The organism is Planococcus glaciei, from assembly GCF_900099655.1.
Classification (GTDB): domain Bacteria; phylum Bacillota; class Bacilli; order Bacillales_A; family Planococcaceae; genus Planococcus; species Planococcus glaciei.
Genome location: NZ_FNDC01000002.1, coordinates 112,531 through 127,256, shown reverse-complemented (window position 1 = coordinate 127,256; position 14,726 = coordinate 112,531). Strand labels below are relative to the sequence as shown.

Sequence of the window (14,726 nt, the reverse complement as noted above, 5' to 3'; positions counted from 1 at the left end):
GGAAAAAACCGCATAAGTCCATGCATCCACTCGAATTGTCTCGCCAGATATGGTATAACGGACAAAGAATCTGTGAAAGGATGTGCCTTATGGAATTTGAAAACCGCGATGAATACATCATCAAGAAATACCAGCAGGATGAAGATACGATGATTCGGCTCTTTGTGCATTGGTGCCTCAACCACGACCTTGACCCTGTTGCACTTTATACACGTGCTTATCCGCATCAGCCAACAAATGAGGCGCTGTTGAACGTGGTGGAAGAAACGAAAACCGATCCGGCAGAAATTGAAGTCGGCACCGCAACTATGCTGGAAGTGTTACAGATTTTCGGAAACGATGACTTGGCTTTTGTAGTAGCGGAAGAAGCAGAAAAAAGTAAAGATTGAGTGCACCGGCACCCGACCTTTACTTTTTTCTTTTCCGAAGTTCTTTCGCTTTGTTTTCAATATAGCTTGTCCGCAGATTTTCATAGCGGTTTGAAGCCACCTTGCTGTAAATCTTATCAAAACGCGAATCGTCTTCCGCCGGCTCCGCTGCTGCTTCTTCCAGCTCTTCCGCTTCGATTAGCTCTTCCTCGTTGCGTTCTTTCTCCATAATCACCCATTCCTTTCTAGATCGAATCCCACTACTTAATTTTCCCCTTAACCCATTCGCCTTAAACCAAAAAAAGCATCGCTGATTTCAGCGATGCCCGTGTTTTATGCAGTAACTTTTGCGCCTTTCAGCTCGTTGCCGAGGAAGGTGGCAAGTTCCAGCATGCCGTATGTGCCATGGGCAGCTTCGGCATCTGCATTGTAATTGGTATTTGTGTTGACATCGTATGTGAAAATATCGCCTTCTGCATTGCGGATAAACTCGATTCCCGCAACTGCAATCCCGTTTTGGCGAAGGAATTCTTCGTATTTTGCAAGAATCGGATCATCGAATCCTTCCACTACTTGGAATTTCGGTTTTTCTTCCGCCTGTTCGCCGACCGGACAGAACAAATCATCGATGCGGCATGCATCTGCCGGGCAAAGTTCGAAGCCTTCTGATGTATCTACTTGTACGGCATAGACAAATTTGCCGCCGACAAATTCACAGCGTGTGATAAACGGTTCCGGCGCCTGGATGTATTGCTGTACCAAGGTGATTCCATCAATCGACGGTTCAAAACCGCCGCCGTTCAAGTATTCATGCAACGCTTCCATCGAATGGAACAATTGCACGCCAAGCCCTTTGCCGGCACGGTTGTGTTTAATGATGAAAGAAGACTCACCCAGTTTTTCCGCAGCTTTCACGATTTGCTCTTTGCCGTTGGCAGCAATCGTTTTCGGCGTCTGGATGCCTGCAGCGTTCAATGCCATATACTGATTGACTTTGCTGACTTCCAAACGCAAGGCGCGGCTGCCGTTAAAAACCTTCCGGCCATGGTGCTCAAGCCATGCAAGCAAGGACTCCGTCAATTCCGGCGCATATCGGTGGCCTCTGGTATGGGAAGACGCACTCATCCGGCTGTAAAATACGCCTTCCGGCGGCGCTTCAGTCAAATCAACCAATCCTTCGTTGATAAACCAGTCTTCGTATGGCAATTCCAATTCATCCAGGCGTTTAAAAAGATGCGTAGTCCATTCTTCGTTTTCGTGAATTACATATATTTTTTCAGTCATGTGGGTTCCTCCTAGTTAGACAATGTTTCCAAAGCTCGCCGTTTCTCTTCCACTAACGGCATTACCTGTTTTGAAAAGCGCTCCATTTCTTCCAGCTGCGGTGAAAATTGCAGCAGCAATAAATCCAGTCCCGCTTCTTCGTAAGCCAGAATACGGTCAGCAATCTGTTCCGGCGTGCCGATCAAATTCGGGCGCAGGCCGCGGTTCGATACGGAATAATCCTCCAGCTTCACTTGCTGCTCCAATTGTGATTTTGAGACAAAATCGTTGTAGCCGACATAGCCGCTGGCGTCTTTCATATCGACGATGCGGGCATATTCCGCTTTTACTTCTTCCTCAGTGTCACGGCAAACCACATAAGCGGCCATGCCGAACGATTGCAGCGGCGCTTTTCCGGCTACTGCGCGCAATCTTTTCATGTCTTCGATTTTTGCTTTGATTTCTTCTACTGTTCCGCCGTGCATTACATACGCATCGCACGATTCCACAATCGACTTTTTGCCGCGCGGGCTTTCTCCGCCAGCGTAAAGAATCGGATTGGGTGATTGAACCGGCTTCGGTTCCAAGCGTGCATTTTGGATATCGTAGTACTTTCCTTTAAATGAAAATTCTTTTTCGGACCACATGCCTTTGACGACCTGCAAAAATTCGTCTGTGCGGTCATACCGCTCATCGTGCTCGGTGAATTCCCCGCCGTACTGGCGTGCTTCTTCCGCCCACCAAGCCGATACGACATTCAGCGTAAAACGGCCATTTGAAATCTGGTCAATATTGGCAGCCATTTTCGCCGTGACAGCCGGATTGTGGAAAGCCGGGCGAATCGCTGTCATAATCTCGATTTTCTCCGTAACAGCCGCCAACGCAGCCGCTGTAGACCAAGCTTCGAGTGAATCAGCTTCCATCCCTTTTATATCGTTCAAGTTCAGTTCAGCGATCAAGGTGGTATCGTAGCCCCATTTTTCAGCTGACTGTACGACTTGTTTGGCATAATCAAATGTTGCCGGCATCTTCTCATCTTCTACATTGCGTAGCCATCCGCCGAAAATCGGCAACCAAAACCCATATTTCATCCTCATTCGCTCCCTTTACTTATGAAATCTCAATCGTGAAAACTTTCAATTACTTTCAAAGAACTCCTTGATTATACTATAAAGCTATGTATTCTTACCAGTAAACTAGGTTATAAAATTTTAGCACACTACCAGGATGAAGTGTGCGTAATTATGAGGAGATTCTTCTTATGTTTTATAGCTTATTTTCCGAACGATTGCGGCATAACCACGGCCGTTACTTCTCCAGTGGCACAGATCGAGTCATCCGCAAATACTTCCACTTTCACTTTAAATTTCTTCGGGTGGATTTCTTCCACATGCCCAACCGCTTTCAAAACGATTCCCTCGGGTGTCGGTTTCACAAAGTCCACATGGAGAGACGCTGTGACAAAACGCGGCGGCTCTTCCCCGCTTCCGGGTTCAAAACCATTTTTCCGGTGCAGGGCGAGCGATGCTGAACCGGTTCCGTGGCAGTCGATCAGCGAAGCAATCAATCCGCCGTAGACAAAACCCGGAATCGCTTTATGTGAAGGGTCCGGCTTGTATAAAGTAACCGTTTCTTCCCCGTTCCATTTTGTGCGGAAATGATGGCCTTCTTTGTTTAAGCGTCCGCATCCGTAGCACCAGGCAAATTCTTCAGGGTAATCATCCTGTATGGCATTCATAATCGTCTCGTTCATGTCAGTTCCCCTTTTCTATGTATGGTTTAGTTGGCAGAGCATCAAATCTTTTTACTAGTTTATCACAAGGATTCAAAAATAAATAAATTATTCTGACTTATAGAAACCAAAAAAACAAAGGAAAAAGCATGATCCTTTTCATCAGATCATGCTTTTCCTTTTTCTGCCCTCTCAATAAACCGTAGAGAGGTTTTGCACGCGGAAAATTTTTTTATTCAATTACTTCTACAACTAACTTGTTCGTGCTCTGACGAAATTGTAACCCTCGCCAATGCAGTTTGTTGCGCTAACTGCTTTTTGCCATTAAGGCTTTTGGTTCGCATATACTTCTCAGCGAATAAAATGTTTTGCAGTTAAACGTTTAGATGCACTTCCACAAAAAACTTAACTTCTTTTACTGATTTGATGCACTTCTTTTGGAGAGAAACCACTGGTACTTTCGGTCTCTGACAAGAGTAACTATCGCCAGTAAAGCAAAATTTTCCGCCAAGGCTGTGCAAGTCATCGTCTGGATGCGTTCATAAACTTACTTCGTTTATACGCGTTTCCCTACGTTATTCCGCCTTGTACTTTATATGTACCACGCGCTTTTCTTTCTTAAACCTCTTTTTTCGAATTTTTAAAATAAATCAATTATTTTTTTACTTTTTATATGCTTCCCTTTATACTTAAGTTTAGTTCGACATCCGTAATAAAGAGGAGAGATCATATGGTAAAAAGTTTGCCACGGCGTTCAGAGGTTCCTGCAGAAGAAACATGGAATTTGAATAGCCTGTTTGCATCTGATAAAGAATTTAATGCAGCATTGGACAGCCTGCAGCAAGAAGTGGCCGGATTCCAGAAGCAATTCAAAGGGAATATCCAGGATGCCGCTTCAGTGGCCGAAGTGCTGACTTTATATTTGGAGCTATTGGAAAAATTGGTTCCCATCAGTACATACGCGAGTTTGTCGTTAAGCACAGACCAGACAGACGACGAAGCCCAAATGCGTTCAAGCAAATTCGGCTCTGTTTCTGCAAAAATGAGCAGCCAATTGTCATTTGTTACAAGCGAACTTTTGGCATTGCCCGAAGAAACACTGAAATCTGCCATGGAACAATCGGGGGAATTTGAAGTTTACTTAAAAGAACTGATTCGGAGAAAGCCTCACCAACTGCATCCGGAAGTGGAAAAGACGCTGGCCGCCTATTCTTCTACATTCAGCGCGCCTTACGGTTTGTACAATACCACCAAAATGGTCGATATGGCTTTTGACGACTTTGAAGTGAACGGCAAAAGCTACCCGCTCAGCTACGTATCGTTTGAAGGCGATTGGGAAGCAGAGCCGGATGCGGAACTTCGCCGCACCGCGTTCACCGCCTTTTCGAGTAAGTTGAAAGAATACCAGCACACGACAGCGAAAACATACGACATGCAGCTGCAAACGGAAAAAACCACATCCGACTTGCGCGGCTACGATACCATCTTTGATTATTTATTGTTCAACCAGGAAGTGGACCGTTCGTTGTACAACCGCCAAATTGACTTGATCATGACAGAATTGGCCCCGCATATGCAAAAATACGCGAAATTGCTTCAAAAAGCGCATGGCCTAGACAAAATGACGTTTGCGGATTTAAAAATCTCGCTGGACCCTTCCTACGAACCGGAAATCACGGTAGAAGAATCCAAGAAGTATATTAATGAAGCGCTTGGCATCATGGGCGATGATTACCTGGAAATGGTGGAACGCTCGTATTCGGAACGCTGGATCGACTTTGCCCAAAACATCGGCAAGTCGACCGGGACATTTTGTTCAAGCCCCTACGGCAACCATCCCTATATCCTGATTTCGTGGACCGGCCGCATGAATGAAGTGTTCGTTTTGGCGCACGAACTTGGCCATGCCGGCCATTTCTATAACGCGAACCGCGAACAAAACCTGTTCAACGCGCGCCCGTCGCTTTATTTTATCGAAGCACCTTCTACAATGAACGAAATGCTGGTGGCGAACCATCTGCTCAAAAATTCAGATGATCCGAAATTCAAGCGCTGGGTCATTTCTTCCATCGTGGCCAGAACGTATTACCACAACTTTGTGACGCACTTGCTTGAAGCAGCTTATCAGCGCAAAGTGTACGAACGCATCGATGCCGGGCAAAGCGTCAACGCAGGCGTCTTGAATGGCATCAAACGCGGCGTGCTGGAAGAGTTCTGGGGAGATGCCGTGGAAATCACGCCAGGCGCCGAACTGACATGGATGCGCCAGCCTCATTACTACATGGGCTTGTATCCGTATACGTACAGTGCAGGGTTAACCATTTCGACGCAAGTGTCCAAACGCATTTTGAACGAAGGGCAGCCGGCGGTCGACGAATGGCTTGAAGTATTAAAAGCCGGCGGCACCAAAACACCGGTCGAACTTGCCCAAATGGCCGGAGTCGACATTACTACCGAAAAACCGTTGCGCGATACCATCGCTTATATCGGCGAATTGATCGATGAGCTGGTTGCGTTGACAGAAGAAATTGAAGAAGTAGCGAAATAATAAAAGGAGGAGCACTCATGTGCTCCTCCCTTTTAATTGGATCTTTTTCTCCACAGCAGATACTGTTCGATGGCAATCGCTGCCAGTGTTCCGGTAATCAGCCCGTTCGAGAACGTGGCAGCGACTACTGCCGGCAGTTCCGCTACGCTTTCCGGCGGCAGGAACATAAAGCCTACGCCGATCATCAAGCCGAATGCCGAGACTTTATAAGCCTGTTCGCTGTCTTTTTCCTGCGCCAGCTCATTGAACGCCATTTCCACCATTTTCGTGAAGATGGCAAATATCACCGCGTAGGCTACCGGTGCCGGCAAGGCTGCAAGCACAGCCATCAAGTTCGGGAACAGGCTGATAAACGTAACAAGCAAGCCGCCCATGATGAAAGGTTTGATGGAAGGATTACGCGTAGCGCTGACGAACCCGGCTGCGCCGGAAATCGGTACTGGCCCGATGGCGGAGAACAGGCCCGCCAGCACATGGTTGATGCCTGAGGCTACAGAAGCCTGCTTGACCCGGTCTTCCCGTTCAATGGAGAACGTGTTTTTCAATACCATTTCCATCACCCGGATCGATGCCATCATATTCGCAATGAGCAGGATAGTCAGGAAAAGCGCCGTTACGAACATGCCACTGTCCCAGACAAGCGGTCCGAACACCAACATTTCCGGCAAGGCCACAATGACATCCGGATTGAAGGTAATGTGTTCTGTTTTATTCAGCAATGCGAAAATCAGCCAGCCCGCTGCAATCGCTAGCAGGACTGAATAGCGGTTGACCCAAGCGGTTTTGTGGCCCATCAGGAAAAAGGTGATGCTCACCACCACAATGCCCCCCAGCAAAACCACCAAATCCACCGGCTGGCCCTCTTCCACAATGCCGAGCAAGCCGCCGATGATCGATTCGCTTAATTGCAGGACGAGAAGCAGCAAGTAGACAAACGTAATCGTCGGAGTGAATAAAGCTTTCATTTTCCCAACTACTCCGGTATAGGCAAAAACGAAGAACAGCAGCCCGCTGTAAAGAAGGCCGCTTTGCAGCGCCTGCAAGGATGCTTCCATCGTGGGATACATAACGCCGATCAGCCCGGCATAGACGATGAAGATTCCCCACCACAAGCCGGCTGGCCCTTCGTTGATCGGCATCCGGTGCCCAAGCCATGCTTGGATGAGACAGGCAAGGCCCAGCACGAAAATCGTCCGCTGGACAAATAACGCCGTGTCGCCGCTGTCCATGCCAAACACATTGGCAATGGCAATCGGGGCTGCAATGGACGACGCCAAAAGAAACACCGCCCATTGAATTCCTCCAAATATATTTTTCATGTTCCATTGCTCCAATTCCTGAAGGCTGTTTTATCTGTCCAGTATACCCCTTTTTCCGGATATAAAAAAAGAAGCCCTGAAGAATTCAGGACTTCTTGTCGCGCTCAAAATCTTTTTCCTGGGCGGTCTCTTTTTGTTCCGCTGGAATTTGAATTTTGTCTTCCTGGCTGCTGCCAGTTTCGCTATTTTTATGGTAAACAACCGGATAACCTTGCTCTTCCAATTGTTTCACTTGTTTTCTGGAAGCTCTTACCAAAAGCCATACAATCAGAATCGACAAAATGAAAATGATCACTACCGAGATAATCCCTGGAATGTATTCTGATTTATCTTCAGGAAAATATAAAAATTCCATTGCTTTGTTTCCCGCCTTTATATGTTGAAGTTTCCCTTCATTATACAGGAAAGCAAATTCCACTTTAGAAAGGAACGTGAACATTTCGTGGCGAACTGTTGGCAATTCGCGTACATCTATTCGCGGTTACCGTCCGGTTCAGAAAAGCTGAAAAGTTAACGGCTTTCCGATACAACGGTAAAACGTTTATTGATATGCCGCGGATTTTCAATTTCATCCACTAAAGCGATGGCATAATCCGGATAGCTGATGTAGCTTTTGCCTTTTTTGTTGACGGTGATGCTGTCTTCACCGATTTGATACTGGCCCGTCCGTTTGCCGTCTGCGTCGAAAAATGCTGCCGGGCTCATAAACGTCCAGCTGATGCCTTCTGCTGCTTCAAGGTCTGCCAGGTTTTGCCCCTGGTTCGATGCAATGGCTTTAAACGCATCCGGAAATTCCGGTGTTTCAATCAACCGGGTGGTTCTCGCTTCGTCGACAAACAGACTGCCTGCGCCTCCCACGACAATCAACCGGGTGTCCGGAGCCCCTTTCAGCGCCTGTATCAGTATTCTTCCCGCTTCTACGTGCTGCTCCGCTTTTTCCGGAGGCACACCAAAAGCATTCACGACCACATCGAACGCTTTTAGATCTTCAGCTGTCAAACTGAAAACGTCTTTTTCCAAAACCTGCACGGACGCATCTTCCATTTTCGCCGCGTCTCTGACAATGGCTGTTATGTCATGCCCTCTTGAAACTGCCTCTTTCAAAATCAAGCTTCCCGCTTTTCCCGTGGCACCGATAATCCCAATTTTCATCCTGACCGCCTCCATTTTTTATAGTTGGTCTACAGATTCCTTCAGTATCTCAAATGAACGCTTTCTCTTTTCCTGATCGTAAATATAAGAAACTGCCATCAATTCGTCAATCGGCACTTCATCAACGAACGAGCGCAGCTGGCCGCTGACGGTTGCCCGGTCTCCCATAAATGTATACTGTGACATGCTGCGTGCCACGTTTTCTTCATACAAACTCCATTTGCCGTCCATCGTATCAACCGGTGGCTGAAGCAGATTTTTCGTGCCTCTCACCACATTCAAATAAAACATCTGGCTGGAAGTCGCCAGTCTTTCCGCTTCTTCGTTTGTTTCTGCCGCTACTACATTCACGCAAACAATGACGTACGGTTCGGCCAAGTATTCAGATGGCTGGAACTGGCTGCGGTATATCTGAATCGCCTGCTTCAGCTGCTGCGGCGCAAAATGGGCTGCAAACGCATAAGGCAGCCCCAAACGGGCTGCGAGCTGGGCGCTGGATGTGCTCGACCCGAGAATAAAAATCGGCACTTCAGTTCCGACTCCCGGATAGGCATGGACCATGCCCTGATGTTCAATCGGCTTTAAGTAGTTTTGCAGTTCCACTACATCTTGCGGAAACACATAAGCCGTTTCCTGCGTCGTTCTGCGCAGCGCATGCGCGGTTTGCATATCAGTGCCTGGCGCACGGCCAAGGCCGAGATTGACGCGTCCCGGATGCATCGTTTCCAATGTCCCGAATTGTTCCGCCACGACAAGCGGTGTGTGGTTCGGCAACATGACGCCTCCCGAACCTACTTGGATCGATTCTGTATGGTCCAGCACTTTGGAAATCAAAATAGATGTCGCAGAACTTGCAAGTGTCGGCGAATTGTGGTGCTCCGATAACCAAAAACGGCGATACCCGAGTTTCTCTACATGCTGGGCCAGGCTGACCATATCATCAAGTGCGTCTTTTGCTGTTTGTCCCTCGGAAATGGCAACCAAATCCAAAACGGATACAGGCAATGTTTTTATATGCTGGTTCATCAAATAACTTCCTTTCAATTCAAGCTGCCATTTAACCATAGAACCAAAATATCTTGAATACAAGCTATCTGCTCGGCAAGTCCACTCTTAGGCTTTGCCATTTGATTGGATCCAGGTAGGGACCTGGTCGTCTTCATCAAATTCAATGATGACATCCGTAACGCCCTGCACCCCTTCTTTGATCCGTTTTTCGATATAGTCCCGAATGTCATCCGCTTCCGCAATCGTCATTTGAGGATCTACTTCAAGCTTTAATTCCACATGAAAATGGTCGCCTTCTTTAATAACGTCCAAGTCCTGGATATCGTTTACTTTTGGATGCTGCAGAACCTTAGCACCAATTCGGGCCTGCATTTTTACGTCTGCTGCCCCTAAAGCGCCGGCGGCGTTATCGAGAAACACACGGCCTACTACCAAAATCAGCATGATTCCGATAATGACCGACGCATAGCCTGTGGCACTGTGAAATGGCGTATACGTGGCCAGCACAATGGCAATCAACGCAAGCAGCGCTCCGCCGACCGCTACATTGTCTTCCAAAAACACCAGTTTCGTAGCCGGTTTCGCGTCTTTCGCGTGTCTATAGCTGGCCGGAATAAATTTAAGGCCTTTAGTTGTTTCTGGTGGAAGATGCTCAGTAATTTCGCGCATTGCTTTGTACAGAACAAATCCTTCCAATAAAGCTGCCGCCCCAAGAACACTTATATTTATCCAAAATCCTTCTTCGGAGTGCACAGCATCCGAAATATGGTGCAGGCCTTCCACAATGGTTTCATAGGCCAACACGCCAACTATTAATACAGCCCCCAGCAGAACCAGGTTGACTAACCGGCCAAACCCGCCGGGAAAACGTTCAGTCGGCGCTTTCTTGCTGAATGCCGACCCGATGAAGACGAAAAACTGATTGGCCGCATCTCCGAAACTGTGCATCATTTCGGCAAACATCGCGACATTTCCAGATAGTAAGTAAGCTGCCGTTTTAATCAGGCCTACCACTAAATTGACAATGGCTGCCCACAGGGCTGATTTGTTTCCCATTTTTAAAAGCTTTATAAATTCTTTCATCTGTCCGCATCCTTTCAGCCTTCTGCTGTTCAAAAGTTCTTTCTCTCTTTATTTCCCTAATTCTTAAAGAAAAACACCCAATTTTTTCTGCAAAAAAATAAACAACCGGCGCAGAATCCCCCGCCGGTTGCTTATTAAATTTCAACAGTTTGGCCGATTTTTGCAAACTGGACATTCCCGGCATAAGTTTTTTTGGCCGCCTCCAGAATTTCTCCAATATCTCCATACTGCGGCAAATGGGTCAGCCATAACTCTTTCGCACCAGCCTGCGCAGCAAGTTGACCGGCCTGGCTTCCGCTCATATGCCCTTTAATAATGCCAATGTATTTTTCGTATAAGTTCGCTTCCGATACCAAAAGTTCCGCCTCTTTTGAAAAACGCACCAATTCATCAGTCCATTCCGTATCCGCTGTAAACACAACCGATTTTCCGTCTGCTGTAAATTTCAGTGCTAAGCAATAAACGGGATGAATGGTTTCACAGAAGGATACGTGCCAAGGTCCGATTTGCATATCACGGGAAACGTCAATCGGCCGCCCTTCGGTTACGCCTTTATACGACAGGCTTTCGAACATAGCCGGATCCCGGTCGTGGCCATAAATCGGAAACGGCGTTTCCCATTCCTTCAATTGCATTCCGACCATAGCCGCATGCTGCAGCACACCAATATCCGCCACATGGTCAGGATGGTAGTGGCTGATGACTGCCGCATCCAGATGGCGCAGTTCGGTATAGTTTTGAACCGCTGCCAGGACACCGCTGCCGCAGTCAACCAAACAGCGGAACCCTTCATGTTCCAGCAAAAATGAGGAAGTAGCCTCGTTTTTGTTCGGATAGCCTCCCCAAATTCCGATCGTGGTAATCCTCATGCAAATCGCTCCCTTGGTTTTTTCTTTAGTATAACGGATTGCTGCTGAGCTATCTTGTTTAATGAACGAGGCTTAGTGGTATGCATAGTAGTAGGATAGTTCTTAACAAATAAATTTTGGAGGGATTACTTTGACCGTAAAAATGACCGTAGAAAACGCTTTGCAGGCAAAAGCCGAAATCGAAAAGTTGGAGACGCAAGGATACACGCATGATGAGATTTATGTATTTGCGCACGACAAACGCCGCGAAGCCGACATTGCCGATGCATTAGATACCGAACAAGTCGGCGGCTTTTTAAAATCCTTGAAGAACATGACCGTTTCACGCGGCGATCAATTGCGCTCAGAAATGGCAGCAGCCGGTTTAACGACCGATGAAGCTGCAGAATATGAAGAAGAACTCGACAAAGGCAAACTTGTCATTATCGCCAACAAAAATGCATAATACTGATTTATGCCCACCTTCTACAGCGGAAGGTGGGTTTTCTATGCTTTTATAATATTTCTGGACTGATTTCACAGCTATATTGGGAAAGGTCTTCCATACCTCTAGTCAAATAGCCGCGTCTCGCTTCCCCCTCTTTTCCTCTATTGAAACGCTTACTTTAATTTGTTATATTTGAATAAGGTTAATTTTCTAATTATAGAGAGAATAGTTTTCTATGGGGAGAAAGTAACTTCAAGGGGGATGTTTATGAAGAAGAGTTTAAAAATGGGGAGTGCCTTTATTGGCATTATTGTTGGAGCAGGATTTGCTTCCGGACAAGAAATCCTCCAGTACTTTACGAGTTTCGGGATCATGGGAATTTTGGCTGCATTTATCTCAACGGTGATGTTTGCCTATCTCGGTATGAGCTTAACGCGATTGGGAAGCCGAATGCAGAAAACGTCCCATAAAGAAGTCATTTATGGAATCAGCGGAAAAATTCTGGGCACTATTGTTGATTATATTATCATTTTCACGCTGTTTGGCGTCGGCGTCGTCATGGTTGCCGGAGCCGGCTCGATTTTCACTCAGCAATTCGGTCTTCCGGCGGCTCTGGGAAGCACCATTCTGATTGTGCTCGTCATTTTAACGATTATGCTCAATGTAGAAAAAGTCATTGCCATTATCGGCGGAATTACGCCTTTCCTGATCTTGATGGTTGTCGTTCTTGCAGTTTACAGCTTATCAACCATGGATTCATCGTTTTCATTCTTGGATCCGATTGCAAAAGAGCAGCTGTCAGCGGTGCCAAACTGGTTCTTGTCCGCTTTGAACTATGCTTCTTTCAACATCGCAGTGGGCGCCTCCATGGCCATTGTTATGGGCAGTACTGAAAAAGATGAAAAAATTGCAGCTCGCGGCGGATTATTCGGCGGCCTTGGATTAGGGGCATTGATCATTTTGAGCCATTTGGCGATTTTTGCGAAAGTGGATGAAGTCGGCAGCGCAGAAATGCCAATGCTTCAAATCGCCAATGATATCTCCCCGATCGTGGGTTGGTTCATGTCCATTATTCTATTCGGAATGATTTTCAATACCGCAGTCGGCATGGTCTACGCGTTTTCAGCGCGCTTCATGCAATCCGGCACAGCCAAATTCAAGATTTTCGTTATCATTGTCGGAATCATTTCGTACGTCTTAAGTTTTGTCGGTTTTACCGAACTGGTGAATATGTTCTACCCGGTAGTCGGCTATCTCGGATTCTTCCTGGTAGCAGCCTTGATCTGGGCAGACATCAGAAGTTCGGGTAAACCGGTGGGCATTAAAAACAGCCTGAATAATAATTGAGCGAAAGCCGCCAAAGCATGCAAGTCCCGCTTTGGCGGCTTTTCATGTTATGGTTTTAGTAAACCATGCTGGAAGGAGCATTTTTTCATGGACGCTTTTATCAAAACACCCGAACAGCAAAAGCTGGCCGCGCAGATCCAGTCCTTGCAGCCGGCCTTTCAACAGCGCGAGCCGGAACTCGATGCCCTTGGCTCGTTTCCTCACAAAAACATACAGGATTTAAAAAACATCAATTACCATACCTTAACGCTGCCGGCAGAGTACGGGGGACAAGGGCTTGGCTTATACGAATACATATTGGCCCAGGAAGCGATATCCAAAGCGTCAGGCCCTACCGGCTTATCGATGGGCTGGCATGTCGGAATTGTGCTGGAATTTGCCGAAAACCGGCACTGGCATTCCGAATCAGCGGAATGGCTGATGAAAAAGATTGCGGACGGCGCCTTGATCAACACTGCGGCCACCGAAAACAATGCAGGCAGCCCGGCACGCGGCGCCTTGCCCCGGACTACTGCTGTACGCGATGGTGATGAATGGATCGTCAACGGGGAAAAGACTTACACTTCCCTCGCGCCTGCCCTCGACTATATTTTTGTGACGGCTTCTTCGGAAACCGACGAAGTGATGACAGTGATTATCCCGCGGGAAGCGGAAGGTGTTTCAATTGATGAAACCTGGGATATGCTGGCGATGCGCGGCACTGCGAGCCATACACTCGTGCTCCAAAACGTCCGCATACCGGCTTCCTATGTGCTGAAGCCTTCAGGTGCCCAAGCCGCCGGCAAAGGCTGGCTGCTTCACATTCCGGCTTGTTACATCGGCATCGCCGCTGCAGCGCGCGATTACGCGATTGAATTTGCCGCTTCTTACTCCCCCGCATCACTCGGCAAACCGATTGCCGAGACGCCGAATATCCGGCAGACCATCGGGGAGATGGAGCTTGAACTCGCCACTGCCCGCCATATGCTTTACGGCACAGTCGAACGCTATGAGCAGGCAGCTGACAAGTCTGCGATGGACGAAGCGCTCGACGTGGCCAAAATAGCCGTAACCCATGCAGCTATGGACGTTGTTGATAAAGCGATGAAAATTGTCGGCTCACGCGCGCTTTCGGAAGCCAATCCGATGCACCGCCATTACTTGAATATCCGTGCCGGCTTATACAATCCGCCCATGGAAGACATGGTGAAAGCGCAACTGGCCGGAAAAGCCATCGAGTTTTTCAAAACCAAAAATGGAGGCGAATCAATTACATGAGTATACAAATCCACATTAACGACCGCGTCATCGAAGCTTTTCAGTTTTCACAGGAAACGGTGAAAAAGCCCGGCACCGAAGGGGAACTGCACAAAATTATTTTTGATTTTAAAGTGACGAGCCAGGAGTACCACGACATTGCCGTGCTGTTGTATGAAATGGATTTCCAGATCCGCGTGCCCGAGAAGAACTTGGATTTCCCGGCGTCCATTTCCAATTATTCCACGTCCATCACGAACCTTTACCAGGAAGGCGAAGTAGCCGATTATCATCTGGAATTGGTGGAAAAAGCATAACAGAACGCCAAAAAGAAGGCTGGAGACTAGCTCCCGGCCTTCTTTTTGCTTTTATGC

Annotated in this window: 16 protein-coding genes; 6 read left to right on the top strand and 10 right to left on the bottom strand. The window is 47.4% G+C overall.

Features of this window, described 5'->3' with window-relative positions; genetic code table 11:
• Nucleotides 1-89 precede the first annotated feature (89 nt).
• On the top strand, nucleotides 90-389 hold the full coding sequence (locus tag BLQ32_RS03965) for a hypothetical protein (protein ID WP_036810683.1): 300 nt from the start codon (nucleotides 90-92) through the stop codon (nucleotides 387-389).
• 19 nt (nucleotides 390-408) lie between these two features.
• Here BLQ32_RS03965 and BLQ32_RS03960 read toward each other — a convergent pair whose 3' ends face one another.
• The 4 genes from BLQ32_RS03960 to BLQ32_RS03945 form a co-directional block, all read right to left on the bottom strand.
• On the bottom strand, nucleotides 409-597 hold the full coding sequence (locus BLQ32_RS03960) for a hypothetical protein (RefSeq protein WP_074509206.1): 189 nt from the start codon (nucleotides 595-597) through the stop codon (nucleotides 409-411).
• Nucleotides 598-701: 104 nt separating this feature from the next.
• The gene (locus BLQ32_RS03955) at nucleotides 702-1,652 is read right to left on the bottom strand and encodes an ATP-grasp domain-containing protein (RefSeq protein WP_074509205.1); all 951 of its coding nucleotides are present in this window, start codon (nucleotides 1,650-1,652) and stop codon (nucleotides 702-704) included.
• 11 nt (nucleotides 1,653-1,663) lie between these two features.
• Nucleotides 1,664-2,722: an LLM class flavin-dependent oxidoreductase gene (locus BLQ32_RS03950; RefSeq protein ID WP_074509204.1), complete on the bottom strand. Its 1,059-nt coding sequence runs from the start codon at nucleotides 2,720-2,722 to the stop codon at nucleotides 1,664-1,666.
• Nucleotides 2,723-2,904: 182 nt separating this feature from the next.
• Nucleotides 2,905-3,384, bottom strand: a complete 480-nt coding sequence (locus BLQ32_RS03945; protein ID WP_036810696.1) for a PaaI family thioesterase — start codon at nucleotides 3,382-3,384, stop codon at nucleotides 2,905-2,907.
• Nucleotides 3,385-4,093: 709 nt separating this feature from the next.
• Between BLQ32_RS03945 and pepF the strand changes: the two genes are divergently transcribed.
• Complete coding sequence (pepF, locus tag BLQ32_RS03940) at nucleotides 4,094-5,911, top strand: oligoendopeptidase F (RefSeq protein ID WP_074509203.1); 1,818 nt, start codon at nucleotides 4,094-4,096, stop codon at nucleotides 5,909-5,911.
• 32 nt (nucleotides 5,912-5,943) lie between these two features.
• On the opposite strand, the gene BLQ32_RS03935 is transcribed toward pepF, so the two are convergent.
• The 6 genes from BLQ32_RS03935 to BLQ32_RS03910 form a co-directional block, all read right to left on the bottom strand.
• Entirely contained in the window at nucleotides 5,944-7,230 is a 1,287-nt protein-coding gene (locus BLQ32_RS03935) for a purine/pyrimidine permease (protein WP_074509202.1), read from the bottom strand.
• 85 nt (nucleotides 7,231-7,315) lie between these two features.
• Nucleotides 7,316-7,585 carry a hypothetical protein gene (locus tag BLQ32_RS03930; RefSeq protein ID WP_074509354.1) on the bottom strand — a complete coding sequence of 90 codons (270 nt, stop codon included), beginning with the start codon at nucleotides 7,583-7,585 and terminating at the stop codon, nucleotides 7,316-7,318.
• Nucleotides 7,586-7,740: 155 nt separating this feature from the next.
• Nucleotides 7,741-8,382 (bottom strand): NAD(P)-dependent oxidoreductase, encoded by a 642-nt coding sequence (locus BLQ32_RS03925; protein ID WP_036810704.1) that lies wholly within the window; start codon nucleotides 8,380-8,382, stop codon nucleotides 7,741-7,743.
• An 18-nt stretch (nucleotides 8,383-8,400) separates the two neighbouring features.
• The gene (locus tag BLQ32_RS03920; protein ID WP_074509353.1) at nucleotides 8,401-9,408 is read right to left on the bottom strand and encodes an LLM class flavin-dependent oxidoreductase; all 1,008 of its coding nucleotides are present in this window, start codon (nucleotides 9,406-9,408) and stop codon (nucleotides 8,401-8,403) included.
• An 87-nt stretch (nucleotides 9,409-9,495) separates the two neighbouring features.
• Nucleotides 9,496-10,473 carry a cation diffusion facilitator family transporter gene (locus BLQ32_RS03915; RefSeq protein WP_074509201.1) on the bottom strand — a complete coding sequence of 326 codons (978 nt, stop codon included), beginning with the start codon at nucleotides 10,471-10,473 and terminating at the stop codon, nucleotides 9,496-9,498.
• A 134-nt stretch (nucleotides 10,474-10,607) separates the two neighbouring features.
• Nucleotides 10,608-11,342, bottom strand: a complete 735-nt coding sequence (locus BLQ32_RS03910; RefSeq protein ID WP_074509200.1) for an MBL fold metallo-hydrolase — start codon at nucleotides 11,340-11,342, stop codon at nucleotides 10,608-10,610.
• Between the two features lie 130 nt (nucleotides 11,343-11,472).
• Between BLQ32_RS03910 and BLQ32_RS03905 the strand changes: the two genes are divergently transcribed.
• The 4 genes from BLQ32_RS03905 to BLQ32_RS03890 all read left to right on the top strand — a co-directional run bounded on the left by BLQ32_RS03905 (nucleotide 11,473) and on the right by BLQ32_RS03890 (nucleotide 14,669).
• Nucleotides 11,473-11,787 (top strand): YflT domain-containing protein, encoded by a 315-nt coding sequence (locus tag BLQ32_RS03905; protein ID WP_036810713.1) that lies wholly within the window; start codon nucleotides 11,473-11,475, stop codon nucleotides 11,785-11,787.
• A 249-nt stretch (nucleotides 11,788-12,036) separates the two neighbouring features.
• On the top strand, nucleotides 12,037-13,116 hold the full coding sequence (locus tag BLQ32_RS03900) for a YkvI family membrane protein (protein WP_074509199.1): 1,080 nt from the start codon (nucleotides 12,037-12,039) through the stop codon (nucleotides 13,114-13,116).
• Nucleotides 13,117-13,203: 87 nt separating this feature from the next.
• Nucleotides 13,204-14,373, top strand: a complete 1,170-nt coding sequence (locus BLQ32_RS03895; RefSeq protein WP_074509198.1) for an acyl-CoA dehydrogenase family protein — start codon at nucleotides 13,204-13,206, stop codon at nucleotides 14,371-14,373.
• Nucleotides 14,370-14,669 (top strand): DUF3219 family protein, encoded by a 300-nt coding sequence (locus BLQ32_RS03890; protein ID WP_036810722.1) that lies wholly within the window; start codon nucleotides 14,370-14,372, stop codon nucleotides 14,667-14,669. The genes BLQ32_RS03895 and BLQ32_RS03890 overlap by 4 nt, the downstream gene beginning before the upstream one ends.
• Nucleotides 14,670-14,726 lie beyond the last annotated feature (57 nt).